The organism is Caballeronia temeraria, assembly GCF_001544795.2.
Classification (GTDB): domain Bacteria; phylum Pseudomonadota; class Gammaproteobacteria; order Burkholderiales; family Burkholderiaceae; genus Caballeronia; species Caballeronia temeraria.
In genome coordinates this window covers 32,708-58,105 of sequence record NZ_FCOI02000032.1, presented here as the reverse complement: position 1 = coordinate 58,105, position 25,398 = coordinate 32,708, and the positions used below count along the sequence as shown (strand labels likewise).

General features: G+C 64.8%; 24 protein-coding genes. 6 read left to right on the top strand and 18 right to left on the bottom strand.

The features are described from left to right. Nucleotides 1–31: 31 nt before the first annotated feature. The gene (locus AWB76_RS31475; protein ID WP_061164019.1) at nucleotides 32–1,240 is read left to right on the top strand and encodes an MFS transporter; all 1,209 of its coding nucleotides are present in this window, start codon (nucleotides 32–34) and stop codon (nucleotides 1,238–1,240) included. Here AWB76_RS31475 and AWB76_RS31470 read toward each other — a convergent pair. Further along, nucleotides 1,237–2,241, bottom strand: a complete 1,005-nt coding sequence (locus tag AWB76_RS31470; protein ID WP_061164018.1) for an aldo/keto reductase — start codon at nucleotides 2,239–2,241, stop codon at nucleotides 1,237–1,239. The genes AWB76_RS31475 and AWB76_RS31470 overlap by 4 nt on opposite strands. Before the next feature lie 107 nt (nucleotides 2,242–2,348). Between AWB76_RS31470 and AWB76_RS31465 the strand changes: the two genes are divergently transcribed. Further along, nucleotides 2,349–3,242, top strand: coding sequence for a LysR family transcriptional regulator (locus AWB76_RS31465; RefSeq protein ID WP_061164017.1), 894 nt, complete (start codon nucleotides 2,349–2,351; stop codon nucleotides 3,240–3,242). A 6-nt stretch (nucleotides 3,243–3,248) separates the two neighbouring features. On the opposite strand, the gene AWB76_RS31460 is transcribed toward AWB76_RS31465, so the two are convergent. The 7 genes from AWB76_RS31460 to AWB76_RS31430 all read right to left on the bottom strand — a co-directional run bounded on the left by AWB76_RS31460 (nucleotide 3,249) and on the right by AWB76_RS31430 (nucleotide 9,700). Then, a complete protein-coding gene (locus AWB76_RS31460) occupies nucleotides 3,249–4,127 on the bottom strand; it encodes an ABC transporter permease (protein WP_061164016.1) in 879 nt (292 codons plus the stop codon). Next, complete coding sequence (locus AWB76_RS31455) at nucleotides 4,124–4,948, bottom strand: ABC transporter ATP-binding protein (RefSeq protein WP_061164015.1); 825 nt, start codon at nucleotides 4,946–4,948, stop codon at nucleotides 4,124–4,126. The genes AWB76_RS31460 and AWB76_RS31455 overlap by 4 nt, the downstream gene beginning before the upstream one ends. A gap of 99 nt (nucleotides 4,949–5,047) precedes the next feature. Continuing rightward, nucleotides 5,048–6,070, bottom strand: a complete 1,023-nt coding sequence (locus AWB76_RS31450; protein ID WP_061164014.1) for an ABC transporter substrate-binding protein — start codon at nucleotides 6,068–6,070, stop codon at nucleotides 5,048–5,050. A 28-nt stretch (nucleotides 6,071–6,098) separates the two neighbouring features. Next, entirely contained in the window at nucleotides 6,099–7,010 is a 912-nt protein-coding gene (locus AWB76_RS31445; RefSeq protein ID WP_061164042.1) for a TauD/TfdA dioxygenase family protein, read from the bottom strand. 119 nt (nucleotides 7,011–7,129) lie between these two features. Beyond that, nucleotides 7,130–7,762, bottom strand: a complete 633-nt coding sequence (locus tag AWB76_RS31440; RefSeq protein WP_244173516.1) for a hypothetical protein — start codon at nucleotides 7,760–7,762, stop codon at nucleotides 7,130–7,132. Nucleotides 7,763–7,989: 227 nt separating this feature from the next. After that, complete coding sequence (gene dinB, locus AWB76_RS31435) at nucleotides 7,990–9,168, bottom strand: DNA polymerase IV (protein WP_061164012.1); 1,179 nt, start codon at nucleotides 9,166–9,168, stop codon at nucleotides 7,990–7,992. Between the two features lie 166 nt (nucleotides 9,169–9,334). Next, nucleotides 9,335–9,700, bottom strand: coding sequence for a hypothetical protein (locus tag AWB76_RS31430; protein ID WP_061164011.1), 366 nt, complete (start codon nucleotides 9,698–9,700; stop codon nucleotides 9,335–9,337). Nucleotides 9,701–9,977: 277 nt separating this feature from the next. Here AWB76_RS31430 and AWB76_RS31425 point away from each other — a divergent pair, with 277 nt between their 5' ends. Next, entirely contained in the window at nucleotides 9,978–10,166 is a 189-nt protein-coding gene (locus AWB76_RS31425) for a DUF3563 family protein (RefSeq protein WP_061164010.1), read from the top strand. Nucleotides 10,167–10,181: 15 nt separating this feature from the next. On the opposite strand, the gene AWB76_RS31420 is transcribed toward AWB76_RS31425, so the two are convergent. Together AWB76_RS31420 and AWB76_RS31415 are read right to left on the bottom strand one after the other, a co-directional pair. Continuing rightward, entirely contained in the window at nucleotides 10,182–10,865 is a 684-nt protein-coding gene (locus tag AWB76_RS31420; RefSeq protein WP_061164009.1) for a response regulator transcription factor, read from the bottom strand. Between the two features lie 175 nt (nucleotides 10,866–11,040). Then, a complete protein-coding gene (locus AWB76_RS31415; protein WP_061164008.1) occupies nucleotides 11,041–12,390 on the bottom strand; it encodes a sensor histidine kinase in 1,350 nt (449 codons plus the stop codon). A gap of 462 nt (nucleotides 12,391–12,852) precedes the next feature. Between AWB76_RS31415 and AWB76_RS31410 the strand changes: the two genes are divergently transcribed. Further along, on the top strand, nucleotides 12,853–14,370 hold the full coding sequence (locus tag AWB76_RS31410; RefSeq protein ID WP_061164007.1) for an MDR family MFS transporter: 1,518 nt from the start codon (nucleotides 12,853–12,855) through the stop codon (nucleotides 14,368–14,370). Between the two features lie 55 nt (nucleotides 14,371–14,425). Here the strand turns inward: AWB76_RS31410 and AWB76_RS31405 are convergent, their stop codons facing one another. Further along, on the bottom strand, nucleotides 14,426–14,653 hold the full coding sequence (locus AWB76_RS31405) for a hypothetical protein (protein WP_061164006.1): 228 nt from the start codon (nucleotides 14,651–14,653) through the stop codon (nucleotides 14,426–14,428). 340 nt (nucleotides 14,654–14,993) lie between these two features. On the opposite strand from AWB76_RS31405, the gene AWB76_RS31400 reads away from it, so the two are divergent. Next, a complete protein-coding gene (locus AWB76_RS31400) occupies nucleotides 14,994–16,940 on the top strand; it encodes a PAS domain-containing hybrid sensor histidine kinase/response regulator (RefSeq protein ID WP_061164005.1) in 1,947 nt (648 codons plus the stop codon). Between the two features lie 6 nt (nucleotides 16,941–16,946). On the opposite strand, the gene AWB76_RS31395 is transcribed toward AWB76_RS31400, so the two are convergent. Together AWB76_RS31395 and AWB76_RS31390 are read right to left on the bottom strand one after the other, a co-directional pair. Further along, nucleotides 16,947–18,077, bottom strand: a complete 1,131-nt coding sequence (locus AWB76_RS31395) for an FUSC family protein (RefSeq protein WP_061164004.1) — start codon at nucleotides 18,075–18,077, stop codon at nucleotides 16,947–16,949. 36 nt (nucleotides 18,078–18,113) lie between these two features. After that, nucleotides 18,114–19,040, bottom strand: coding sequence for a LysR family transcriptional regulator (locus tag AWB76_RS31390; protein WP_061164003.1), 927 nt, complete (start codon nucleotides 19,038–19,040; stop codon nucleotides 18,114–18,116). A gap of 115 nt (nucleotides 19,041–19,155) precedes the next feature. On the opposite strand from AWB76_RS31390, the gene AWB76_RS31385 reads away from it, so the two are divergent. Next, a complete protein-coding gene (locus AWB76_RS31385) occupies nucleotides 19,156–19,590 on the top strand; it encodes a VOC family protein (RefSeq protein ID WP_061164002.1) in 435 nt (144 codons plus the stop codon). A gap of 45 nt (nucleotides 19,591–19,635) precedes the next feature. Here AWB76_RS31385 and AWB76_RS31380 read toward each other — a convergent pair whose 3' ends face one another. From AWB76_RS31380 to phnL, 5 genes are all read right to left on the bottom strand, one after another. Continuing rightward, nucleotides 19,636–19,920 (bottom strand): hypothetical protein, encoded by a 285-nt coding sequence (locus AWB76_RS31380; RefSeq protein WP_061164001.1) that lies wholly within the window; start codon nucleotides 19,918–19,920, stop codon nucleotides 19,636–19,638. Between the two features lie 156 nt (nucleotides 19,921–20,076). Then, complete coding sequence (locus AWB76_RS42780) at nucleotides 20,077–21,615, bottom strand: methyl-accepting chemotaxis protein (protein WP_061164000.1); 1,539 nt, start codon at nucleotides 21,613–21,615, stop codon at nucleotides 20,077–20,079. A gap of 235 nt (nucleotides 21,616–21,850) precedes the next feature. Further along, nucleotides 21,851–23,215, bottom strand: a complete 1,365-nt coding sequence (locus AWB76_RS31370; protein WP_061163999.1) for an MFS transporter — start codon at nucleotides 23,213–23,215, stop codon at nucleotides 21,851–21,853. A 281-nt stretch (nucleotides 23,216–23,496) separates the two neighbouring features. Then, entirely contained in the window at nucleotides 23,497–24,630 is a 1,134-nt protein-coding gene (locus AWB76_RS31365; RefSeq protein ID WP_061163998.1) for an alpha-D-ribose 1-methylphosphonate 5-triphosphate diphosphatase, read from the bottom strand. Beyond that, nucleotides 24,624–25,391: a phosphonate C-P lyase system protein PhnL gene (gene phnL, locus AWB76_RS31360; RefSeq protein WP_061163997.1), complete on the bottom strand. Its 768-nt coding sequence runs from the start codon at nucleotides 25,389–25,391 to the stop codon at nucleotides 24,624–24,626. Before phnL ends, AWB76_RS31365 begins: the two co-directional genes overlap by 7 nt. Between the last annotated feature and the right edge of the window lie 7 nt (nucleotides 25,392–25,398).

Below are 25,398 nucleotides of genomic sequence, written 5' to 3'. Positions count from 1 at the left end.
GTCTCGCCCATCCCGTCCACGTTCCCCGCTCATGTCCGAAGGCTCCGTTCACTGGCAACGCAATCTCTACGTCTGCGTATTCGGCTCGTTCACGACCCTCATGGCGATGACGCTGCTCCTGCCCTTCCTGCCGCTTTATGTGCAGCAACTGGGCGCGTCGTCGGTGGAAGCGGCGGTGCAATGGTCGGGCATCGCGTTCGGCGCGACCTTTCTCGCGGCCGGGCTCGTCGCGCCGCTGTGGGGACGGCTCGCAGATCGCTACGGCCGCAAGCCGATCCTGATCCGCGCGAGTCTCGGCATGGCGATCACGATGTCGCTGCTCGGCGTCGTGCAGACCGTCTGGCAGCTCGTCGCGATGCGCTTTCTCGCGGGACTCGTCGGCGGTTATGCGAGCGGCGCCATCGTGATGATCGCGACGCAGACGCCCAAGCACCGCACCGCGTGGGCGCTCGGCACGCACGCCGCGGGCATGATGGCGGGCAATCTCGTCGTGCCGCTCGTCGGCGGGCTGCTGCCGGGTCTCATCGGCATTCGTGCGACGTTCTTTCTCGCGGGCGGCCTCATCTTCTGCTCGTTCATCATGACGACGCTGTTCGTCAAAGAAGAGCGCCGCGCGCCCAATCACGCGACGACAAAGCCACGCGGCGGCTGGCGCGACGTGCCGCTGCTCACGCCCGTCATCGCGATGCTGGTGAGCGCGATGCTGCTCATGTTCGCCAATATGTCCATCGAGCCGATCATCACGGTGTACGTGGCGCAGCTCGTGAACGATCCGAAGCAGGTCACGCTGGTCGCGGGCTTCGTGATGTCGGCCGCCGCGCTCGGCAGCGTGCTCGCCGCGCCGCGCGTCGGACGGCTCGCGGATCGCATCGGCGCGCCGAAGGTGATCGTCGCGTGTCTCGCGATCTGCGGCGTCTTGCTGATCCCGCAGATGTTCGTGACGAGCGGCACTCAGCTCGTCGTGCTGCGCTTTCTGATGGGCCTCGCCTTGGGCGGCCTGTTGCCCGCGATCACTAGCGTCGTGCGTCACAACGTGCCCGACAACGCCGCCGGCTACATCCTCGGCTACGCGACGTCGGCGCAATACATCGGACAGGTGGCGGGACCGCTCGCGGGCGGCTTCATCGCGGCGCATTCGGGCATGCATTCCGTGTTCGCGATGACGAGCGTGCTGATGTTCGCGGGCGCCGCGTTCAACGCGTGGGTGTTTCTGCGCAAGCACCGCGCCCGCGAGGTTTAACGCTTCTCGCTGTCGAGATGCGCCATCTGCACGGCTTCGTAGCGATCGCCCGACGCCGCGCCTTTCGGCACCGCCGCTTCGATCGCGGCGCGTTCGTCCGCCGTGAGCTTTACTTCGAGCGCACCGAGCGATTCCGTCAGCCGCTCGCGACGACGCGCACCGATGACGGGCACGATGTCATCGCCCTGCGCGAGCACCCATGCAATCGCGATCTGCGCGACGCTCACGCCCTTCGCATCGGCGATCTTGCGCAGAGCATCGACCAGCGCGAGATTGCGTTCGACGTTGCCTTGCTGAAAGCGCGGACTGTTCGCGCGCCAGTCGCCCGATTGCGCGCCGTCCTTGCTCCAATGCCCGCTGATCAGCCCGCGCGACAGCACGCCATACGCCGTGATGCCGATGCCGAGTTCCCTGCATGCCGGAAGAATCGCTTCCTCGATGCCGCGCGAGATCAGCGAATACTCGATCTGCAGATCGCACACCGGATGCACCGCGGCCGCTTTGCGGATCGTGTCCGCGCCCACTTCCGACAATCCGACGTGACGCACATAGCCCGCGTCGATCATCTCGACGATCGCGCCGACGGTGTCCTCGACCGGCACGCTCGCATCGAGCCGCGCGGGCCGATAGATGTCGATATGCTCGACGCCCAACCGCTGCAACGTGTATGCGAGCGAATTCTTCACGGCGACCGGACGGCCGTCGAACGCGATGAACCTGCCGGCCGGATCGCGCATGCCGCCGAACTTCACGCTGAGCATCGCGGAATCGCGGCGCGACGGCGGCGCGCTTTTCAGCGCCTCGGCGATCAGCAACTCGTTGTGGCCCATGCCGTAGAAGTCGCCGGTATCGAGCAGCGTCACGCCCGCTTCGAGCGCCGCGTGAATCGTCGCGATGCTCTCCGCGCGATCCGACGGCCCGTACATGCCCGACATGCCCATGCATCCGAGCCCGATCGCCGCCGTCTGCGGTCCGGTCTTTCCGAGTCTGCGTTGTTCCATGTTCGTCTCTCCTGAAGGGATGAGGACGATTATCGGAGCAAATCGCGCGTGCGATAATCCGCCTCAATGCGAATGGGCTGTGCGCCCTGGCGAACAATGGGTGAGACATGAGCGAACCGGATCTGTCGGATCTTCACGCGTTTCTGGCTGTCGCGCGCTCGCGCGGCTTCAGGCAGGCAGCGCTGTTGCGCGGCGTGTCGGCGTCGTCGTTGAGCGAGGCGATACGCAGGCTCGAAACGCGCCTGGGCGTGCGGCTGCTGAATCGCACGACGCGCAGCGTCACGCCGACCGAAGCAGGCGAGCGGCTGATCGAGCGGCTTGCGCCCGCGTTCACGGAAATCGCGGGCGCGCTCGATGCCGTCAACGGCTTTCGCGACAGCCCGACCGGCACGCTGCGGCTGAACGTGCCGCGCATCGTCTCGCGGGAAATCTTGCCGCCGATCGTCGCGCGCTTTCTGACGGCGCATCCGGGCATCAAGCTGGAGATCAGCGCCACGGATACGTTCATCGACGTGCTCGCCGCCGGTTTCGATGCGGGCATTCGCTATGACGAGCGCATCGAGCGCGACATGATCGCGGTGCCGATCGGGCCGCGCACGCAACGCTTCGTCGCGGTTGCGGCGCCGTCGTATCTCGCGGCGCACGGCGAGCCGAAGCATCCTCGCGATCTGGTGAATCACGCGTGCATCGGACATCGGTTCGATAGCGGTGTGCTCGCCGTGTGGGAATTCATGCGCGGCAAGGAAGTGATACGCATCGCGCCGGAAGGGCCGCTCGTCACGTCGTCGATCGAAATCAGCCGAAGCGCGGCCATCGCGGGACTGGGTCTCGTCTATACGTTCGACGAGTTCGTGCGCGAAGCCATCGACAGCGGCGCGCTCGTGCCGGTGCTCAAGCCGTGGTGGCAGAGCTTCACCGGGCCACGGCTCTACTATCCGAGCCGCGCGCACATGCCGGGGCCGCTGCGCGCGTTCATCGACTTCATTCGGGCGGAGAGTTGAGCGCGCTTATTGCTGCACGCCCCAGCGACGCACCGTCACGCGCTCGACGGTATCGAAGACGAGATGCTCGACCGCGAGCCCGATCACGATGACCGCCGCCAGTCCCGCGAACACGCGGTCCGTGTAAAGCTCGTTGCGGTTCTGGAAGATGTACCAGCCGAGTCCGCCCTTGCCCGAGCTCGCGCCGAACACGAGTTCCGCCGCGATCAGCGTGCGCCACGCGAACGCCCAGCCCACGCGCAAGCCGGCGAGAATCGAAGGCAACGCGGCGGGCACGAGAATCAGCATCACATGACGCATGCCGTTGAGTCCATAGTTGCGGCCCGTCATGCGCAAGGTCGAAGGCACGGCCTGAAAACCCGCATACGTGTTGAGCGCGAGCGGCCACAACACCGAATGCACGAGCACGAATAACAGACTGCCCGTGCCGAGGCCGAACCATAGCAACGCGAGCGGCAACAGCGCGATGGACGGCAGCGGATTGAACATCGCGGTGAGCATCGAAAGAATATCGCGGCCGATGCGCGTCGATACCGCCAGCGATGTCAGTACGAACGCAAGCGCCGCGCCGAGCGCATAGCCGCGCAGCAATACAGACATCGAAATACCGATCTTCTCGATCAGTTCGCCCGACGCGATGCCCTGCACGAACGCGACGAAGGTCGCGCTGAACGTGGGCAGCAGCAGATCGTTATCGACGGCGCGCGCGGCGATTTCCCACAATGCGATCAACACGAGCGCGATGATCGACTTGCGCAGCCACGAGCGATCCACGAGCCGCTTCGACAGCGGCAGCGGTGCTTCATGTTCGACCGCGACGCTCGCGGCGGGCTTGACTTCGTATTCCGGCCGCACCGGCGGCTGGATCAGATGCGGCGTGCTCACAGCGCGGTCTCCTCTTCGAACAGCAATCGATGAATACGCGCGACGCTCTGCTGAAACTCACCGCGACCCAAGCTTTCCTGCGTGTATTGATGACTGTTCAGCTCGGCGCGCACGCGTCCCGGATGCGGCGTCAGCAGCAGAATGCGATTGCCGACGATGAGCGCCTCCTCGATCGAATGCGTGACGAACAACAACGTGAAGCGCTCGTCGCTCCACAGGCGCAAAAGCTCTTCCTGCATGCGGCGTCGCGTGAGCGCATCGAGCGCGGCGAAGGGCTCGTCCATCAGAAGCACGCGCGGTTGCATCGCGAGCGCGCGTGCGATGGCCACACGCTGCTTCATGCCGCCCGATAGCGTATGCGGATAGGCATCGGCGAATGTGGCGAGACCGACCTTGTCGAGATAATGCAGCGCGCGCTCGCGTGCTTCGGCGCGGCCGAGTTTGCGCGCGGCGCGCAGCGGAAAAGCGACGTTCTGCACAACGGTTTTCCACGGCGGCAGCTGATCGAACTCCTGAAACACGACGATGCGATCCGCGCCCGGCCCGCGCACGCGCTCGCCGCCGATCTCGATGCTGCCCGCAACCGGCTCGAGGAAACCTGCAACGGCCTTGAGCAAGGTCGACTTGCCGCAACCCGAAGGCCCGAGCAGCACGAAGCGATCGGCGCCATAGATATCGAAGCTGACATCGTGAGTTGCGCGCACGAGCCGCTCGGGCGTGCGGTACTCGAGCGTGACGTTCTTCGCGCTGAGCAGCTTGCCGCTCGTGGAAGCCTCGCGAACGGCTTCGTGCGAATAAAGCGCTTGGGGATTGGCGGCCATGTTCATCTGCCCGATTGCAAACGATCACGATACCGGCGCGCTGCGCCCGAGCGAACCAATCATTGCGCATATCGAATTCGCAATCGTCGATAAGCGGCGTCAGCTTCCGTCCTTCGTCGCGGGATCGCTGAAGAAGTAGTCCTGCCACGACTTCGGCTCGTTCCTGATGACGCCGACGCGATGCATGAACTGCGCGAGCGCGAACGTGTTTTGCGGCGCGACCTTGAATTGCACCGACGGATCCTTGATCACCTTGATAAGCAGATCGCGGTCGATCTTCGCGTTGTTCACGCGCAGATAGATATCGGCGGACTGCTCGGGATGCTGCGTGATGTAGCGCGCGGCATCGGCGAGACCGGCGACGAATGCGCGATACGTCTTCGGATTCTCGTTGCGGAATTTCTCGGTCGCGTAGAGCACAGTTGCCGAACTCGGGCCGCCGAGCACATCGTATGAATTGAGCACGATATGCGCTTTCGGATTGCCCGCGAGTTCCTGCTGCTGGAACGGCGGATTGCCGAAGTGCGCGTTGATCTCCGTGCCGCCCGCGATGAGCGCCGCCGTCGCATCGGGATGCGGCACGGCTTGCGTGAGCTTGTCGAGGCGATCGTATTGCTTGTCGCCCCATTGCTTCGCCGCCGCGTATTGCAGGATGCGCGACTGCACCGAGACACCGACCGCCGGCACTGCGATACGGTCCTTGTCGGTGAAATCGGCGATGGTCTTCACGCGCGGATCGTTCGATACGAGGTAATACGGAAAATTGCCGAGCGATGCAACGCCCTTTACGTTTTGCCGTCCGTGCGTGCGATCCCAGATCGTCAGCAACGGTCCGACGCCCGCCGCCGCGATATCGACGGAACCGGAAAGCAGCGCATCGTTGACGCTCGATCCGCCCGAGAGTTTGGCCCAGTCGACCTTGATATCGAGCCCCTCCTTCTTGCCTTCCTGCTCGATGAATTTCTGATCGCGCGCGACATTGAGCAGCAGATAGACGACGCCGAATTGTTCGGCGATACGCAACGTGCCTTCCGCACGCGCGCCCGCCGACGTCATGCCGAGCGTGACCGCGAGCGCGGCGGCGAGCGCGCGCACGGCGCCCTTCCCTGTTCGAGAATGCATCGATGAAACCCCGTAAAAAATAGTGTTCTTAGAAAGGCGCGTCGCCTTCGATGGTCGTGCGATACAGCTTGCGGCGCTGATCGTCGGGCGTGCCGGCCGCGAGATGCATGACCGAGCGGTTGTCCCAGAAGACCATGTCGCGCGCCTGCCATTGATGCCGGTAAATGAACTCGGGCTTCGTGCCATGCGCGAACAATTCCGCGAGCAAGGCGCGGCTTTCGTCTTCGGGAACGCCGATCACGCGCGTCGTGAAATGCTCGCTGACGAAGAGCGCGCGGCGCCGCGTTTCCGGATGCGTGCGCACGATCGGATGCGTCACGGGCTTGACCTGCGCAATCTGCTCCGCCGACAGATTGGGCCGCCACGGACTGCGCTTTTGCAACTCGCCGTATTTGGCGAGATACGTATGCTCGGCGACGCGCCCTTCGACTGCATTGCGCAAATGCGCGGGCAGCGCGTCCCACGCGAGATGCTGATTGGCGAAGAGCGTGTCGCCGCCGGTCGCCGGCAGTTCCTGCGCATGCAGCAGCGAACCGAGGCTCGGCTTGTCCTTGTACGAGAGATCGGAGTGCCAGAAATGGCCGGCATCGCCGAGACCGATCGGCTTGCCGTTCTCCACGATGTTCGACACGATCAGCACTTCCGGATGCCCCGCGAGCCCGAACTGATGCAGCACGTGAATCTGCAGCGGGCCGAAGCGCCTGCTGAACGCGATCTGCTCGTCGGGCGTGATGCGCTGATCGCGAAACACGAGCACGTGATGATCGAGATGCGCGCGGTGAATGCGCGCGAAATCGGCATTCGACACCGGCTTCGACAGATCGAGCCCGATCACTTCGGCGCCGAGCGGCGCGTCGAAACGGCGAATTTCGATGGTTTGATCGGCGGCTTCCTCGAGTGCTTTGCGCGAAGCGAGGGCAAAATTGGGGTCGGTCTGAATCGTCACGGGCGAGCGGATGGCAGTCGATAGCTTCGGGGAAGCGATCAATCTAACGCGCGCCGATCCGCCCCGCAACGAAGCATCCAAGCTTTGAATATGCGCCGGATCGCTAAAGCCGCCTAGAAGCGATACGACACGCCGACCTGCACCACCGGATACCAGCGATAACGCCACGCCTTGTCGTTGAGCTGCTGCTCGCCCGTGCTGATCAGCAAGGCGCTGTTCGATCCCGCGATCTGCGCCAGGCTCGGCGACAAGGTGTAGGTCGTTTTCGGCACGCCATACGCGACGCCGATATCCGCGACGAACCCGAAGCCCTTGCCCGCCGGCGCATGTCCGAAGCCCAGGCCGAAGTACGGCATCGCGGCCGGGTATTTGACCGTCGCGGTGGCGGTCGCGTCGGGCGGCACGGCGAAGCGCTTGCGCTCGAATACGTAGGTGCCGTTATTCTGCTGCGACACGGCGGTGAGCGAGTCGTCGTTGAACCGCACGCCCGCCGTGACGCGCCATCCGCGACTTTCGAACGGGAAGTAATCGAGGTAGATGCCGCCTTGCCTCAGGCGCACATCGCCTTCGTAACGATTGCCGCCCAGATTAAAACCGCGGCCGTAGTTCCAGCCGTTGAAATCGGCGTGCACGCCGAAGGACGAACCCAGCGAAAACGCCGCGCCGATTCCGATGCCTTGCGTTCCGCCCTGCGTGAAAATCTCCTGCCCGAATGCCGTCCCCGAACAGACGACGCTGCTTATCATCCAGACCAACGTCCGCTTTCTCATTCTCGTTTTCCCCGGGTGCATGTGAGATGACCCGCATCAGCGAGCCGATGTCCTGCGTCCAGAAGCGCGACTTACGTGTGACTGTGAGAACTTAGCGACACGATTTAATTAAGTATGTGTGTCGCGTAACCGATTGAAAGCCCGATGTATTGATCAGACTAATAACTTGGCGACGAACGCGCCATGAGGGGAAACGCAGAGGACTATTCGCCGGCGATATCGAACGGCAATTCGACCTGCACCGGCTCGACGAAGCCGCTTTCGTCACGCCCGGCGAGCGCACTGACGCGCACGCCCAGCAGTCTGATGCGGCGATCGAGCACGATCCGCTTCAGGCATTCGGTCGCGGCACGGCGAATTTCAACGGGATCCGCCGTCGCGACGGGCACCGTCAGATCGCGCGTGACGGTGCGGAAGTCGTCGAAACGCAACTTGATGCCGACCGTGCGCCCGACATAGCCCTTGCGCTGCAAATCTTCGGCGACGCGCGTGCAAAGCCCGGTGAACTCGGCGGAAAGCGTCGCGCGATCCTGCTTCGGATGGAAGTCGCGCTCGAAGGTCGTCTCGCGGCTCATCGACTTGGGCGTCGAGGTCACGACGACGGCCCGTTCGTCCTGACCCTGCGCGATCCGCGCGAGCCACGCGGCATACGTATGACCGAAATGCGTCTGCAGCAGACCGGGATCGGCGGCGGCGATATCGCCCACGGTGACGATGCCGAGCGCCGCGAGCTTCTCGCTCGCCTTCGGCCCGATGCCGTTCACCTTGCGCGCGGCGAGCGGCCAGATGCGCGTTTGCAGATCGTCCATCGTGAGGATGGTGAGACCGTCGGGCTTGTCCAGTTCGGAGCCGATCTTCGCGAGCAGCTTGTTCGGCGCGATGCAGATGGAGCACGTGAGCCCGGTCGCGTCGCGCACGGCGTCCTTCATGCTTTGCCCGATCTCGGCCGATTCGCCGGGCAGATCGCTCACGTCGATATAAATCTCGTCGATGCCGCGATTCTCGATCTGCGCCGTAAAGGTCGCGACGGCCGCCTTGAAGAGCCGCGAATAATGGCGATAAGACTCGAAATCGGTGGGCAGAAGGATCGCGTCGGGTGCGAGCTGGGCGGCTTTCATCATGCCCATCGCGGAGAAGACGCCGAACTTGCGCGCCTCGTAGGTGGACGTGGTCACGACGCCGCGTCCCGCATAGTCGCGCAGACGTCTGAACCGGCGCGTGCCGTCAGGAAGCGTTTCGGGCGTGGCGCTGCGGCCGCCGCCGACCACGACCGGCATGCCGCGCAGCTCGGGATAACGCAGAAGCTCGACCGACGCGAAGAACGCATCCATGTCGAGATGCGCGATGCGGCGCGGCAGCAGTGCGGAAGACGGCGCGTCCATGTGCAGCGGTCAGCTCGCCGCCGCGCGAAGAGACGCGCTCAAAGCGAAATCGACAGGAACGAACGCACCGAACATGCTCGTGGCAGTGCCGCCAGGCCAGGAAAATGGCTTACTGTACATCCATACAGTGATTCGCGCTAGGGCCAGACTGTGCGGGACCGGCACGTCATTCCGGCGTGCGCTTTTCCGCGAGCGCGCGGCGGCAGTCGTCGAAAACCTGCCGCACGACATCCGATTGATAGTTCAGGTCTTCGCTGTCGAGAATTTCTTCGACGGCGGCGCGCGCCCAGTCCGCTTCGAGCATTGCGCAGTGTTGCGTGGCGATTTCGCGGGCGATGGCCGCAAGCTTCGCGACCGTGAGCCAGTCCGCCAGCCGCTGATGCCGTTCGAGCCATTTGTGCGCCGCCTGCACGTGAAAAGACGCCGCGGGCCAGTCGCCATTCAGGTAGTACGCGCCGAGACTGCCGCACGTGAGCCAGCAGAGCAGCTCGACGCGGTCGCGGGCACTGAGGGTACGAGACACATCGTTCATGGCGGCCTTCACGAGAGACGATCGACGAATGCGGAGAGCGCACCGTTCCGTATGAAACCCCTACGAAACACAATATCACGGGATGGTGCGACGCGGCAGTGCCTTCCCGCTGCGCGATCCATGTCACGGTGCGTTGCCGAACGCTTCGTCATGCGAAGAGCAGCATGGCGCATGCCGCGAAGCACGCGCCCGCGTTCTCATTCGCCGCTAATTCGCGGGGCATAACCTGCTTTCGTCTGCCCACTCATCGGCCTTCCTTCAACGACGGGAGCACATCATGTTTGAACGTCTCACTCACTCCATCGACAGTCTCTTTTCGATTCACACCGCGCAGGAAACGCGCGACGCCTATCTCGCATCGTCGAGCGATCTCGCCGATCTCGAACGGCGCATGCGTCAGGTCGAAACGCAGGATCACGACTACAGCATGTACTTTTGCGGCTCGCTCGGCCGTCGATACGATTAAGCGATGAACCGCGCGCTATTTCGTTTCCTCGCGGCCCGACTGGCCGAGCATCACGGTCCAGCCGAGTCCGCGCACGTTGCGGATCACGCCCGCTCCGAACTTCTTGCGCACCGAATGGATCAGCACGTCGACCGCGTTGCTCTCGACTTCCTTGCCCCAGCCGTAGAGCCGGTCTTCGAGCTGGTCGCGCGAGAAAATCGTGCCGGGACGTTCGAGCAGCGCGTGCATCAGCGCGAATTCACGCGCGGACAGCACGCCCGAATTTTCGCCGCACGTGAGCGTGCGTTGATCGAGATTGAGGCTGATCGAATCGTCGCCGAGACGCGAGACCGCGTAGCCCGCCTTGCGGCGCAGCACGGCGCGGATGCGCGCGAGCAGCTCGGGCATGTCGAAGGGTTTCAGCAGGTAATCGTCGGCGCCGAGATCGAGGCCCTGCACGCGTGTGTCGAGATCGTCGCGCGCGGTGAGGATCAGCACCGGCGTCGCGTTGCCGGCGGTGCGCGCCTGCCGCAAGAGCTCGATGCCTGTCATGCCCGGCAAGCCGAGATCGAGCAGCACCACGGTGTATTCGGCGGCGTTGATCGCCTCGCGGCCGGCGTTGCCGTCGCGCACCCAGTCCACGGCATAGTCGGCATCCTTGAGCGCACGCATGAGGCTCGTGCCAATCTGCACGTCGTCTTCGATCAGAAGAATTCGCATGTTCCACCCCGCGCGTCGCGAGAATGGCGCGCGCCACGCGCCCGGAATGCGGCCCGAAGGATCGGAAGAATCGAAAACGCACGACCGGTCTTTGTGCTCTTCTACTGACCGGCGATGATCGCTTCGCGCCACGCAGCGAATGCATTGTAATCGGCGTAAAACCGCGCGCAAATCACTAAAGGTTTAATGCGAGCGCGACCGTGTTTTCCTTGACTTCCTCGACCGGAAAGCCGATCGAAGCGACGATGCCCGAGCGTCCGTCGCTGCGGTTTTTCAGCGTCACGTCGCCGCCGTAGCGCGCGGCGATCGCCTTCACGATGGAAAGCCCCAGCCCGCTGCCCTCCACGTCCGGATTCGCGCGGAAAAAGCGGTCGAAGACGCGCGGCAGCAAGGTCTCGTCGATGCCCGGTCCGGTGTCGATCACGTCGATCCACACCATGTCGCCGTCGCGTCGCATGTGCAGGTCGATGGTGCCGCCGTCGGGCGTATAGCGCACCGCGTTCGACACGAGATTCTTCACCGCCATGCCGATGTCGGTTTCCACCGCGCGCACGTGCGCGTTCACCATTTCCTCCGCGCCGATATCCATGCCGCGCGCGAGCGCGATCGGCAGCACATCGGCGACGGCGCCCGTCACCACTTCCGAGAGGTCGACGCGGGCGAGCGGCGAGCCATTCATCGGCGCATCGGCGCGCGCGAGCCGCAACAGTTGCGTGATGAGCTTGCCGCTGCGCGCGATGCCCTTGCGCAACTCCTGAAAGCGCTCCTGATTGCCGGGATAGATATGCGGCGCGAGATTGTCGGCCTGAAGCTGCAACGCCGTGAGCGGCGTGCGCAGTTCGTGCGCGGCATCGGCGATGAACTTGCGCTCCTTTTCGATGGAACTCGCGAGGCGCTCGATCATCGTGTTGATCGAATGGATGAAGGGCTCGATTTCCGTGGGCACGCCGACCGTCGACAGCGGCTGGAGATGACCCATGTCGATCGCGCTCACTTCCGCGCCGAGTTCGTTCAACTGACGCAGCGAGCGCCGCACGACGAGCGCCACCGCGATCCACACGAGCGGCAGCAGCACGGCGATCGGCCAGAGCGTTTGCGTCGCGGCTTCCTGCGTGATCTCGCGACGGATCGACGAGCGTTGCGCGACCTGAATCGTCATGGTCGGCTCCTGGCGCGTGAAGATGCGCCAGTGCTCGCCGTTGAATTCGGCGCCGGAGAAGCCCGGCTGCGCGTCGCGCGGAAAATGCAGCGACGGGTCGGTCGTGCGGAACGGCACATCCTGGCCCGGCTTCCACACGACGGCGACGACGTCGCGCTCGTCCTGCGTGCCGCGCGCGGGATTTTTCGGCAGGCTTTCGGCGAGTCCGTCGCGCAGACGCGCCGCCACCTGTTCGAGCCGCATGTCGAGCAGCGCGCTCATGCCGGTCTTGCTCAGCTGATACGAACTCACGCCCTGCACGACGCCAATCACGGTGACGAGCAGCCCGAGCGCGAGCACCAGCTGATTCTTCAGTGACTTGATCATTCGGGTCCGCCGCTTCGGAAGGGAACGGGGCAACGCTGCAGCCCGTTCGATTTTAGGCGACATTCCCGGCGATTTCGGTCTGAAAGACGACATGTGCATGACAGATGCGCGTAAGCGCGGAGGAGAAAAAAAGCGCCGGTCCATGCGGCCGGCGCCAAGGGCTGAGGAGATACGAGAACGTGAAACGGGCCGCAGATTGCCGGGGAAGCGCGCCGCCCGTCCACAGAACCAGCGTAGGTGCGAAGAATTAGCGTTGAATGAGCGCGCCGCCGGCCCATCGAGCAGCGATTCGCGCGGCGGGATAACATTGCAACCGGCGCTTCTTCATCGGCGACATTGCGTTGGCTGCAAGGATTCTGCAAGCCTGAACGTCGCCGCCGCATCTCCATCATTCGGGCATGACCCGCCTGCGCGTATCGTCATTGCGGTTCGCGCGGCGGCGGATAGGCCATTCAAAACCGCATGTCACAGAACAGCAAAACCGTCCGTCCCCTCGTCATTGCCGCGGTGATGGCCTCGATGGCCATGGTCGCGATCGAAGCCACCATCGTCTCCACGGCGATGCCGCAAATCGCGACGCAGCTCGGCGGCCTCAATCTCTATAGCTGGGTGTTCTCGTCGTTCCTGCTCACGCAGACGGCGCTCACGGTCGTGTTCGGCAAGCTCGCGGACCTGTATGGCCGCAAGCCAGCGATCCTCGCGGGCATCGTGATTTTCCTGATGGGCTCGGTGCTCGCGGGCTTCGCGTGGTCGATGCCCGCGATGATCGTCTTCCGGCTGATTCAGGGCGTCGGCGCGGGCGCGATCCTGCCGGTCGCGCTGACGGTCGTCGGCGATCTGTACCCGGCGCGCGAACGCGGCAAGGTGCAGGGCTATCTGGCGAGCGTGTGGGCGGTGTCCGCCGTGCTCGGGCCGATGGTCGGCGGTCTCCTGATCCGCCAGTTCTCGTGGGCGTGGATCTTCTGGATCAACGTGCCGATCGGCATCCTGGCCGCGCTGCTCTTCACGCTCTTTCTGCACGAGGAGAAGCGCCACGACCGCCCGGCCATCGATCTCGCGGGCGCGTTCTTCTTCACCGCCGCCGTCGCCGCGCTGATGATGGCGCTCACCGACGCCGGTCACGCGAGCAACCTGCGCGTCGGCGTGGAAATCGCGGTGCTGGTGCTGGCCATCGCGGGCTTCGTCGTGCAGGAACGCCGCGCCGCCGATCCGATGATCTCGTTCAAGCTGTGGTCGCATCGGCCGATCGCGGCGAGCAACGTCGCGACGCTCCTCGCCGGCATGGCGATGATGGGCCTCACCACCTTCCTGCCGATGTACGTGCAGGGCGTGATGCACCGCACGCCGGTGCAGGCGGGCCTCGCGCTCACGATGATGATGATCGGCTGGCCGAGCGGCGCCACCTTCACGTCGCGCTCGTTCAGCCGCATCGGTCTGAGGCGTCTGCTGATGATCGGCCCGGTGTTCATTCCGCTGGGCGCGTTGCCGTTCGTGCTGCTCGGCCCGCAATCGAGCCCGCTGTGGGCGGGCGTCGGCTCGGCGGTGCTGGGCTTCGGCATGGGCATTACGAGCGTGTCGTGCCTCATCCTGATCCAGGAAATCGTGCAGCCGCTCGAACGCGGCAGCGCGACGGCATCGAACCTGTTCTCGCGCAATCTCGGCAACACGCTCGGCGCGGCGGTGTTCGGCGCGGTGCAGAACTACGGCCTCACGCACACGGACGGCCTGCCGCCCGTGCATGCGGATCAGTTGAAGCAACTGCTCTCTTCCGTGCCCGGCGACTTCGCGATGAACAACGACATTCGCCTCGTCCTGCATCATTCGCTGCATCTGACGTTCACGGCGATGTTCGTGATCGCGCTCGGCACCGTGATCGCGATGCTCTTCATGCCGAAGATCGAGATCGGGCGCGCAAAGGAAACGGTCGAGACAGCCGGCGCCGCAGACGCGCAGCGCGCCGCGAGTCAGGCGTTCCACTGAACGCGGATCGCATCCCGCCGATCAATGGCGGGATGCGACTTCATACAGATGCGCTTTAATCCTGCGCCTGGATGAGCGGGCTGTCCTGCTTCGATTTATCGACGCTCGCGTCGTTGCTCTGCTCCGCATCCTGCGCGATGGTCTGCATGTTCATGCCTTGCTGCGACGTGGGCGCGCCGTCCATCGGTGTGTAATGCGGTGCGGGACCATAGCCGCTTGCGAGCGCATAGGAAGCGCCCGCGAGCGCCGCGACGAAGATGATGCCTTTGAGATTGCCGATCATGATAGTGCTCCTGAGGGTTTCACATGGCCACTTCAATCGGCCTCATTGCACTGCCTGCCAGCAACCGACCTTCTGAAATGTGCACGCAGTCTACGTGCGCGAATCGGCGTTGAAATCCCCTCAAAAGCACGGTTAAGAACGGATGGATGCGTCGCGCATGTATGAAGCGCATTGTGCGAATCGATCGCATCGTGCGCTGCCGATGCACGCTTTCTAGCGACGGCACGCGGATAGCTACCTCGTTACAAAGGCATGGCAGCGATGCCGGGGCTGCGGGTAGACTGTGGCGTCGGCGGACGTTTTGTCCAGGAATCGTCCGCCGCGCGAACCAACCAGACCCATGACCAGACCCAAAGCCGCTTCGACGCTCGACATCGCCCGCCATGCGCCCTCGGCGCCTTCGATGAGCGAGCCGCAGTATCACGCGCTCGTCGATGCGATCGAGGACTGCGCGATCTTCATGCTCGACCTGAACGGCCGCATCACGAGCTGGAACAAGGGCGCGCGCAAGATCAAGGGGTATGAGGCGCACGAGATCATCGGGCAACACCTGTCGCGCTTTTACACCGAGGAATCCGTGGCGCGCGGCTGGCCCGAATACGAGCTGAAACAGGCCTACGCGACAGGCCGCTTCGAGGACGAAGGCTGGCGCGTGCGCAAGGACGGCTCGCTCTTCTGGGCCAATGTGGTCATCACGGCGGCGCGCGACACGAAGGGCGAGATCATCGGCTACGCGAAATACACGCGCGATCTCACCGCGAAGCGCGCCGAGGAAGAGAAGCTGCGGCTCTCGGAAGAGCGCTTTCGTCTGCTCGTGGAAAGCGTGAGCGACTACGCGATCTTCATGCTCGATCCGGCCGGCCATATCGCGAGCTGGAATACCGGCGCGATGCGCATCAAGGGTTATCGCCCGTCGGAGATTCTGGGCAAGCACTTCTCCACTTTCTACTGCCCCGAGGATCTCGACGCCAACGTTCCCGAGATCGAACTGCAAACCGCGATCCGCGCGGGCCGCGTGGAAAACGAAGGCTGGCGCGTGCGCAAGGACGGCTCGCTGTTCTGGGCGAACGTCGTGATCACGGCGGTGTATGACGAACATCGCGTGCTGCGCGGGTTCGCCAAAGTCACCCGCGACATGAGCGAGCGAAAGCGCCTGGAGCAGCTCGAAGTCTCGTCGCGGCGCATCAGCGAGTTTCTCGCGACGCTCGCGCACGAGTTGCGCAATCCGCTCGCGCCGGTGCGCAACGCGGTCGGCGTGATGCAGATGGAAGCGGACATGTCGCCGCGCGTCGCCGCGTGCCGGGACATCATCGACAGACAGACTTCGCATCTCGGCCGGCTCGTCGACGATCTGCTCGACATGGGCCGCATCACCACGGGCAAGATCGATTTGCGCATGGCGCGCGTGGACGTGAGCGATATCGTCGCGCGCAGCATCGAGCTCGTGCATCCGTTCATCGATGAACGCACGCAGCGCGTCGTGACGAAGCTGCCGACGGAGCCGGCCCACGTCCTGGGCGACAGTACGCGGCTCGTGCAGGTCGTGCAGAACCTGCTGAACAATGCGTCGAAGTTCTCGCCGCGCGGAAGCACGATCTCGGTCGAAGTCGAGTGCGAAGCCACGGCGCTGCTGCTGAAAGTGATCGACATGGGGCGCGGCATTTCGCAGAAGGGCCTCACGTCCATCTTCGATCTGTTCGTGCAGGAAGATCACTATCTCAATCCGGGCGAGGCCGGGCTCGGCATCGGACTCACGCTGTGCCGCTCGATCGTCGAGATGCATGGCGGCTCGATCAGCGCGGCGAGCGCCGGGCCGAATCAGGGCAGCACGTTCACCGTGCGCCTGCCCTACGCGTCCGAAGACGATGCGCCGCGGCCGCATCGCGTGCTCGCCCAGAGTGCGACGCAGGGCGTGGGCGGCGGTCTGCGCATCGTCGTCATCGACGACAACCGGGATTCCGCCGATAGCCTCGCCATGCTGTTGCAGATGAAAGGGCACGACGTGCGCATTGCCTATCACGGCAAGGAAGGGCTCGATGTCATCCGGCATTTTCCGCCTGAGCTGATTCTGCTCGATCTCGCATTGCCCGATATGGACGGGCACGCGGTGCTGCGCACCTTGCGCTCGCAACGGCTCCTCGGGCATGCGACGGTGGTGGCGATGACGGGCTTCGGGCAGGAGAGCGACAAGGAACGCTCCGCGCAGGCGGGCTTCCACGCGCATCTGGTGAAGCCGGTGGACTTCGACGTGCTGGATAAGTTGCTGGAGAAGGCGACGCAGAGTTGAGGGCGATTACGCCCTCACCATCCGCAACGGAAAGACGATCCGTGACGCGATCAACCCGAGCGCGCCGCCCAGCAAGGTCTCCCACGCGCGCGCCGTGAGCAGCTCGACCGAATGCACGCCGCTCGCGGCAAGCGTCACGATGAGCACGAACGCGAACGCTCCGCACGCGATGTCATATCGCTCGGGCAGCGCCATCGCATAGGCGATCATCGCGAACGCGGACAGTGTCCAGACGACGAGCGGCCAATGCTCGGCGAGCGGCAGACACACGATGCCGATCGGCACGCCGACGAGCGTGCCGTAAATGCGTCGCCGCACGCGCTCCGCCGTCCCGACCGCCGACGTCGCGACGACATACACGCAAGCCGTGATCGCCCACGCCGATTCCGCCAGCCCGAACAGGCGATTCAACGCCACCACGACGAGCGCGCCGCACGCCGCCTGCAGGCCCATCGCGAATGCGGGCGAGATCGCGTGACGCCCGTAAGCCGGCTCGGACGCCAGCGCAGGCAGCACGACCGGATGCTCCGCCGGCCCGCTCAACACGCGCGGCACGACAGCCGCGAGCATGCCGATCAGCAACGCGAGCAGGATCGCCCATGAATCGCCGGGCCTGAGATTCATTCCATACCCGAGAAGCTGGCCGATATAAAGCTGCGAGCCAACGCCCGCGCCGGTCATTCCGAAGCGCTTCAGATAGCCCGCGAGGAACGCGCCCGTGACGAGAATCAGCTCGGCGCCGCCGCGCCCGAAGCCACGAAGCATCGGCGCGAACAGCGTGAAGGTGAACGCGCCGAACGCCGCCGCGAGGCACAGAATGACGAGATCGCGGCTCGACTCGAAGCGCGTGCTGCGCGCTTCCGACACGCTCGCCCACAGCGCGAAACCGCCCGCGAGCGCGCCCACCGACACGCCCGACGGCACGCTCTGCGTCACGTCCTGCAACGCGCCGAGCGCCGCCGCGAGCCCGTACGCGGTGACGAGCCGCAAGCCCTTGATGCGCCGATGCGTGCCCGGGTCCACGCGATCGAGCCACGCATTCGCCGCCCGCACGCGATGCCCGAGCGCTTGCGCGATCGTCAGCGTGGAATCCGCGAGACGCGTTTTCGCGTCGCCGATGTGCTGCTCGTCATCCATAGGCACTCACCGAAGGAAGCGGCTCTGCCACGCATTCTAGGCCGCGTTACGCGTCCGCGCGCGTTTCGCGGCCGCGCTGGCGCCGCCACGCTTCGCCGCCTCGACGATGCACGCGGCGAGGCGCGCCGCCGCGTCCGGCTCGTCCGCACGCACGCGCCGCGCACGCTCGACAAGGCCGATCTCGCGATGAAACGTGTCATCGCCGAGATCGAGCGCGACCGCGCCGCGCGGCCACGCACCGATGCCATCGGACACCGGCACGAGCGCCACGCCCAGCCCGCGCGCCACCAGTTGCGCGATGCCCGGCAACTCGTCGACTTCGATCGAATCGCGCACCGCGATGCGGCGCTTCGTCAAAAACGCGTCCACTTGCCGGCCGCCGAACGAACGCCGGTCATAGCGGATGAACGGCTCCGAGCCGATCAGCGCGCGCCAGTCGCCACCCTTCTTCGCGGCGGGCGCGAGCAGCACGAACGGCTCCGCGACGAGCGGACGCCATTGCAGCTCCGCCGGCAGCGAGAACGGCGGGCGGATCATGACGGCCATGTCCATCTCGCCGGCATCGACGCTCGCGAGCAGATTGAGCGAGACGCCCGGCACGAGCCGGATGCGCCACGCGGGCAGCATGCGCCGGAACGCATCGATCGCGTCGGGCAAAAGCGCCGCATGCGCCGACGCGATCGCGCCCACCGACAGCGAGCCGCCGCGCCCGTCATCGCCTTCCGGCCCGGCAAGGCGCGCGTACAGCGCGATCAGTTCATCGGCGAGTTCGAGCGTGCGCTTGCCGGTCTTGTTGAGCGTCGCGGAGCGTCCCGTGCGGTCGAACAGCTTGACGCCGAGATGCGCCTCGAGGCGCTGCATCTGCGCGCTGACCGCCGATTGCGTGAGGCCGATGTGCGCGCCCGCGCCCGCGAAAGTCCCGTGGCGCGCCACCGCGATGAAAGTCTGGAGTTCGCGCAGCATGTCGATTCATCGAAAATATTTGGTCTGACTCCAGAAATATATCGTTTTTCAACAGAAATATTTATTAATAGGCTGTGGCTTCCGTTCCCCACACGTCGTAATAAGGACAATCGCCATGAGCACGACCCAGCACGCCATGCCGCCGTTTCACCTCGCGTTCCCCGTTCACAGCCTCGCCGCCGCGCGCGAGTTCTATGGCGAACTGCTCGGCTGCCCGGAAGGCCGCAGCTCGGACGCCTGGGTGGATTTCGATTTCTACGGACATCAGATCGTCGCGCATCTCGCGCCGGAAGAATGCGGGCATCGCACGACGAGCGCCGTCGATGGCGACGCCGTGCCGGTGCGTCACTTCGGCGTCGTGCTGTCGATTCCGCAATGGGAAGAGCTCGCGGACAAGCTGCGCGCGGCGGGCACGCGCTTCATCATCGAGCCGCATGTGCGCTTCAAGGGCGAAGTCGGCGAGCAGGCGACGATGTTCTTCCTCGATCCGTCGGGCAATGCCGTCGAGATCAAGGCATTTGCCGATATGTCGTCGCTCTTCGCGAAATAAAAAACGGGACGCCGCGCGGCGTCCCGTTCGTCATTGCAGCGCGCGTTACTGGCCGGAGCCGCTCGCGCTGACCGGCGCGCCCGGACCGCTCGGCGTCGCGGTGCCGCCCGGCTGCGTCGACGGGCCGGCGTTCATCGTGCTCTTGTGCATCTTCTTCGACTGCGTCGATTTGTGCGCATGCGAATTCGGCTGCGCGGGCTGCGCCGTGGTCTGCGCGTTGTCGCCGGCCTGCATGCCCGTGTTCGAGCTCGGCGGATTGTCCTGCGCGAATGCGGACGCACAGACGAGCGCGAAAGCGCCGGCAGCGGCGGAAAGGGCAAAACGTTTCATATCGAAGACTCCTGTTGGCTGTTAGCGAAATGCGATGCTTGCGGCTGGGTTCTGCCTGCCGGCCGCCGCGATGTGCGCGAGCGGCCGGTTCGCACCAGATAGTTCAGCACGCGCTATGCCACGGTCTGACGATTCGCCAACGCCTTTTGTCTTCGTTCAGGTCCTGAACACCGCGACCGCACGCTTCAGTTCTTCGGCCTGCACCGCGAGCGCGGACGCCGCGGCCGTCGCCTGCTCGACAAGCGCCGCGTTCTGCTGCGTGACGGCGTCCATCTGCGTGATCGCGACGCCAACCTGCTCGATGCCCTGCGTCTGCTGCAACGAAGCCGACGAGATCTCGTTCATGATGTCCGTCACGCGCGAGACCGACGCGAGAATCTGCTTCATCGTGTCGCCGGATTGCTGCGCGAGATCCTGGCCCGCCGTGACGTTCGTCACCGATTCGTCGATGAGCGTCTTCACGTCTTTCGCCGCCGCCGCGCAGCGCTGCGCGAGCGCCCGCACTTCCGATGCGACCACCGCGAAACCACGGCCATGCTCGCCCGCGCGCGCCGCTTCGACGGCCGCGTTCAGCGCGAGAATGTTGGTCTGAAACGCGATGCCTTCGATCACGCCGATGATGTCGACGATCTTCTCCGAGCTGCCCGCGATCTTGTCCATCGTCGCGACGACGCCGAGCACGACGCCGCTGCCGCTGTCCACCGTCGACGATGCGCTCGCCGCGAGCTGGCACGCCTCGCCCGCGTTGTCGGAGTTCAGTCGCACGGTCGACGTGAGCTCTTCCATGCTCGATGCCGTTTCCGCGAGCGAAGCCGCCTGCTCTTCGGTGCGCGACGACAGATCGTGATGGCCGTCCGCGATTTCGCGCGACGCCGCCGTGATGCCGTCCGCGACGAGCTTGATCTGCGCGATCGTCTGCGTGAGACGCGACTGCATCGTGTGCATCGAATGCATGAGGCTCGAATCGTCGCCGCGCTGCACGTGCACGGTCTGCGCGAGATCGCCGGCCGCGATGCGCTGGCAGACGATCGCCGCATCGCGCGGATCGCCGCCGATGCTCTTCAGCACGCCGCGGATGATGAGCGTCATCGCGAAGGTCAGCGCCGCGCCGATCACGCCGATGAGCAGCAACGACTTGAGCACGACCGCATGAAAGGCGGCGTCGATATCGTCGATATACGCGCCCGTGTACACGTGCCAGTCCCATTCGCGCACGTAGTCGCCATAGGTGATCTTCGGCAGCGGCTCGGTCTCGCCGGGCTTCGGATAGAGATAGGTCGTGACATGCGAGCCGTCGAGGCCGTGCTTCACGATTTCGCCGGTGAAATGCTTGCCGGTGCTATCGACGAAATCATTGATCTTGTTCTCCGTATCGGGGCGCACGGGGTTCAGGATCTGGAACAACTTCGAATCGAGGATGCCGACATAACCGCTCGTGCCGTAGCGAATCGCGCGCACACTGGCGATGGCGAGCTTCTTCGCCTCTTCGTCGGACAGCGCGCCGCTTTGCGCCTGCTTCACATAGAACCGGACGACGCTCGTCGCCGACTGAACCTGTTCGGCGAGCGCATCCTGACGGTTCTTCATCAGCGAATGTCTGGTGGAGATCGCGTTGACCGCGCAAAGAAGAATCAGACTGAGCCATACGAAGCCCACGGTGCTCATGAGCTTGGTCTTGAAGGAAAGTTTATTCACGATCTGGTTGGAAGAGCCGAAGGATGCGCCGGGGCGGGCGCTCGCTTTGCGGCCTTCGATCGCGGGCGGTTTTTACGTTTGCGCGCCGGCTTGCGACGCCGCCTCGTAATCGAAAGCTGCTCGCAATTTAACGGCAATAGATGCGGAATCTTGAGCCGCGACGCGCGCCGCGCACAAAGCAAAACGCCCCGCGCGACCGGCGTCGCGCGGGGCGCTTTGTGCAGCCGTCAACCGTTCAATGTCCGACCGGCTCCGTGGCCTTGAGGTCGCTTGCCATCGCCGTTTGCGGATGCGCGGCCTGCTTGATGAGCAGCGCAACGGCCGAGACGATGCCCGCCACCGCGATCGTCGCGAAGATGCCGCCGAAGGTGAAGTGCCGACGCGTCAGTTCGGCGACGAGAAACGATCCCGCGATGCCGCCGAAGCGCCCGATGCCCAGCATCCACGCGACGCCTGTGCCGCGCCCTTGCGTCGGATAGAACGCCGCGGCGAGCGCGGGCATCGACGATTGCGCGGTGTTCATCAGCACGCCCGCGAGGAACACGACCAGCACCAGCATGCCGACGTTGCCCGCCGCCTGGCCGATCAGATACACGCTCACGGCGGTCAGCGCATAGCACGCCGCGATGATGCGGTTCGCGTTGAACTTGTCCATCAGCACGCCGCACAGCACCGCGCCGACGCCGCCGAGCGGGAACAGCGCGGAAATGAGCGTCGCCTTTTGCGGCGTGAGGCCGGATTCCTTGAGCAGGATCGGCATCCAGTTGATCGACGCATAGAAGATCACGAGGCCCATGAAATACGTGAGCCACAGCATCACCGAGCCGACGATATACGAGCGCGACAGCACCACGCTCATGCCGCTTTGTCCAGCCGCGGCGGGCGCGACTTCGGTCATGAAGAACGAGCTGGCGTTCATGGCGTCCGACGAGAGGCGCGCGAGCGTCGCGCGAATCTTCTCGACGGGCTTCGACTTCGCCACCATATAGCGCACCGATTCCGGCAGCGTCGCGATCAGCAGCACCGAGAGCACGAGCGGCGCGATGCCGCCGAGCATCAGCACGCTGCGCCAGCCGAACTGCGGAATCATCCAGGCCGCGAGAAAGCCGCCGAATGCCGCGCCGAGCGGAAAGCCGCAGAACATCAGATTGATGAGCGTGGCGCGGCGGTTGTCGGGGCAGAACTCGCTCATCATCGTGACGGCGTTTGGCATCGCGGCGCCAAGACCCAGGCCGGTAATGAAGCGCAGCGTCGTCAGTTGCGTGATGTCGGCCGAGAACGCCGATGCGAGACACGCGACGCCGAAGATCAGCACCGACGAGAGCAGCATCGCGCGGCGGCCGAGTTTGTCCGAGAGCGGGCCGGACAAGAGCGCGCCCGCGGCGAGGCCGAAGAGCGCGGCGCTCAGGACGGGGGCGAGCGCCGGACGGCTGATATGCCATTCGGCCACGAGCGAAGGCGCGATGAAGCCGATCGCGGCGGTATCGAAACCGTCGAGCAGGACGATGACGAAGCACATCCCGAAGATGAGCCACTGAAACGGCGAGAACGGATGCTCGTTGATGAACGTCTGTACGTTCACGGCAGGACTTCTACTCACTTCATTCCCTTTTCAATGATGGGCGCGCGCCTGGCAAGGCGCATCCCGGAACTGAAATCGCGTCCCGCCGCCGTTCTTGTTGTTGTCGTGCGAGCCGCGGACCTCGGTCGAAATACATGCGAATCGGCAGAAAAGTTCGACAGACGAACACCGATTCACATAGCGAACACGCGAGTGAGGGTACTTAAGAAGTTTGCGCTTCGTCAACGCGGGCTTACCCGTGTATGACGAAGCGCTGACGTGTGGCTGTCGGGCGGGAGTCGGGAATGAAGCGTGGAGCGTCAGGCGACGCGCCGTCCCGCGCGATACGTCTCGCGCGGCACCTGCACGCCGTCGACCGAGGCGACGCGCACGAAGTCCGCGCGCAGACCCGTGGCGATCGCGCCGCGGTCCGCGAGACCCGCCGCGTGCGCGGGCGCCCACGATACGGTCGCCACCGCGCGCGGCAAGGACCAGCCCGCCTTCGCGACGAGATCGAACACCGCGATCAGCAGACTCGACGGCACATAGTCCGACGACAGGATATCGAGCAGCCCTTCGCGCGCCAGTTCGAGCGCGGACACGTTGCCTGAATGCGAGCCGCCGCGCACCACGTTCGGCGCCCCCATGATCGTCGCGATGCCGTGCTCGCGCGCCGCGCGCGCCGCTTCGAGCGTCGTCGGAAATTCGGCGAGCGCGATGCCGTCGCGCGCCGCTTCCTCCACGTGCTCGACGAGCGTGTCGTCGTGGCTCGCGAGTGAGATGTTCAAGCTCTTGCAACGCGCGACGATTTCCGCGCGATGCTTCGCCGCGTAACGTGCCTGATGATCCGCGAGCTCGGCGAGAATCTTGTTCGCGTGCTCGTCGCTCCACTTGCCGTGACGCTCCTGATACTTGCGCCACTTCTCGTGGTCCTGCCACTGACGCTGGCCCGGCGTGTGATCCATCACCGACGCGAGCCTGAAAAGCGGATCGGACGACAGCGAATCGAACACCTCGACAACATCCGTCGTCCCTACTTCGCAGCGCAGATGCAGGAAGTGATCGGCGCGCAAGAGATCGCGCGCGACGAACTTGCCGATCGACTTCGCGCACTGCACCTGAAGCTCGCGGCCGCGCACGCCGTCTTCGGGACGCGAACCCACGCCGAGCGCATCGAACACGGTCGTGATGCCCGCCGACGCCACCTGCGCGTCATGCACGATGATCGCCGCTTCGTGATTCCACAGCACGCCGGGACGCGGCGCGAGATGCTTCTCGATGTTGTCCGTATGCAGCTCGACGAAACCGGGCAGCAGATAATCGCCGTCCCAGTCGAGCGCCTCGCGCGCGGCGGTGTTGCCCGGCGCGATCTCTTCGATGCGTCCGTCCTCGACACGCACGGTGCCCACGAAATCCTCGTCGCGCGTCACGATGCGCGCATTCTTGATCAGCATGTCTGCAACACTCCGGAATCGGTTTGATGAGTGGCGGCGGCGGTCGATGCGAGCCGCACGATGCGCGTCGCGACGCGCTCGCGCGTGTCTTCGTCGTGAAAGATGCCGACGATCGCCGCGCCCTTCTCGCGCGCCTCGACGATCAGATCGGCGACCACGTCGCGGTTCCCGGCATCGAGCGACGCGGTGGGTTCATCGAGCAGCAACAGCGGATGCGCCGCGATCAGACCGCGCGCGATATTCACGCGCTGCTGCTCGCCGCCCGAGAACGTCGCGGGCGCGAGCGTCCACAAACGGCGCGGCACGTTCAGGCGTTCGAGCAACGCGCTCGCGCGTTCGCGCGCTTCGTCTTCATCGACACCGCGCGAGACGAGCGGCTCCGCGACGAGATCGAGCGACGACACACGCGGGATCGCGCGCAGGAACTGGCTCACGTAGCCCATCGTCGTGTTGCGCAGGCGGATGATGTCGTGCGGCGCGGCTTCGGTCAGCATCGTATGGCGCGATGGCTTGCTGTCGTCGCGAATCGCGATGCTGCCGCGCGTCGCGAGATAGTTGCCGTACATGCAGCGCAGAAACGTGCTCTTGCCCGCGCCCGATGCGCCCGCGAGCACGACGCATTCGCCGCGCTCCACATCGAGCGATACGCCCGACAGCGCAGCGATACGCGCGCCGCCTTGCTGATGCAGCGTGAAAGTCTTTTCGATGCCGCGTGCCTGCAGCATCAGCTTGTCGTTGGTGATAAAGGAATCGTGGGTCATCGGTCGA

What these genes read in the sequence shown, in the direction of transcription:
- AWB76_RS31395 (WP_061164004.1), bottom strand. Translation starts at nt 18,077, where the DNA reads ATGGATGACGAGCAGCACATCGGCGACGCGAAAACGCGTCTCGCGGAT.
- AWB76_RS31415 (WP_061164008.1), bottom strand. Translation starts at nt 12,390, where the DNA reads ATGATCAAGTCACTGAAGAATCAGCTGGTGCTCGCGCTCGGGCTGCTC.
- AWB76_RS31465 (WP_061164017.1), top strand. Translation starts at nt 2,349, where the DNA reads ATGAGCGAACCGGATCTGTCGGATCTTCACGCGTTTCTGGCTGTCGCG.
- AWB76_RS31385 (WP_061164002.1), top strand. Translation starts at nt 19,156, where the DNA reads ATGAGCACGACCCAGCACGCCATGCCGCCGTTTCACCTCGCGTTCCCC.
- AWB76_RS31405 (WP_061164006.1), bottom strand. Translation starts at nt 14,653, where the DNA reads ATGATCGGCAATCTCAAAGGCATCATCTTCGTCGCGGCGCTCGCGGGC.
- phnL (WP_061163997.1), bottom strand. Translation starts at nt 25,391, where the DNA reads ATGACCCACGATTCCTTTATCACCAACGACAAGCTGATGCTGCAGGCA.
- AWB76_RS31455 (WP_061164015.1), bottom strand. Translation starts at nt 4,948, where the DNA reads ATGGCCGCCAATCCCCAAGCGCTTTATTCGCACGAAGCCGTTCGCGAG.
- dinB (WP_061164012.1), bottom strand. Translation starts at nt 9,168, where the DNA reads ATGGACGCGCCGTCTTCCGCACTGCTGCCGCGCCGCATCGCGCATCTC.
- AWB76_RS31470 (WP_061164018.1), bottom strand. Translation starts at nt 2,241, where the DNA reads ATGGAACAACGCAGACTCGGAAAGACCGGACCGCAGACGGCGGCGATC.
- AWB76_RS31365 (WP_061163998.1), bottom strand. Translation starts at nt 24,630, where the DNA reads ATGCTGATCAAGAATGCGCGCATCGTGACGCGCGACGAGGATTTCGTG.
- AWB76_RS31410 (WP_061164007.1), top strand. Translation starts at nt 12,853, where the DNA reads ATGTCACAGAACAGCAAAACCGTCCGTCCCCTCGTCATTGCCGCGGTG.
- AWB76_RS31420 (WP_061164009.1), bottom strand. Translation starts at nt 10,865, where the DNA reads ATGCGAATTCTTCTGATCGAAGACGACGTGCAGATTGGCACGAGCCTC.
- AWB76_RS31440 (WP_244173516.1), bottom strand. Translation starts at nt 7,762, where the DNA reads ATGATAAGCAGCGTCGTCTGTTCGGGGACGGCATTCGGGCAGGAGATT.
- AWB76_RS31400 (WP_061164005.1), top strand. Translation starts at nt 14,994, where the DNA reads ATGACCAGACCCAAAGCCGCTTCGACGCTCGACATCGCCCGCCATGCG.
- AWB76_RS31475 (WP_061164019.1), top strand. Translation starts at nt 32, where the DNA reads ATGTCCGAAGGCTCCGTTCACTGGCAACGCAATCTCTACGTCTGCGTA.
- AWB76_RS31450 (WP_061164014.1), bottom strand. Translation starts at nt 6,070, where the DNA reads ATGCATTCTCGAACAGGGAAGGGCGCCGTGCGCGCGCTCGCCGCCGCG.
- AWB76_RS31425 (WP_061164010.1), top strand. Translation starts at nt 9,978, where the DNA reads ATGTTTGAACGTCTCACTCACTCCATCGACAGTCTCTTTTCGATTCAC.
- AWB76_RS31390 (WP_061164003.1), bottom strand. Translation starts at nt 19,040, where the DNA reads ATGCTGCGCGAACTCCAGACTTTCATCGCGGTGGCGCGCCACGGGACT.
- AWB76_RS31380 (WP_061164001.1), bottom strand. Translation starts at nt 19,920, where the DNA reads ATGAAACGTTTTGCCCTTTCCGCCGCTGCCGGCGCTTTCGCGCTCGTC.
- AWB76_RS31430 (WP_061164011.1), bottom strand. Translation starts at nt 9,700, where the DNA reads ATGAACGATGTGTCTCGTACCCTCAGTGCCCGCGACCGCGTCGAGCTG.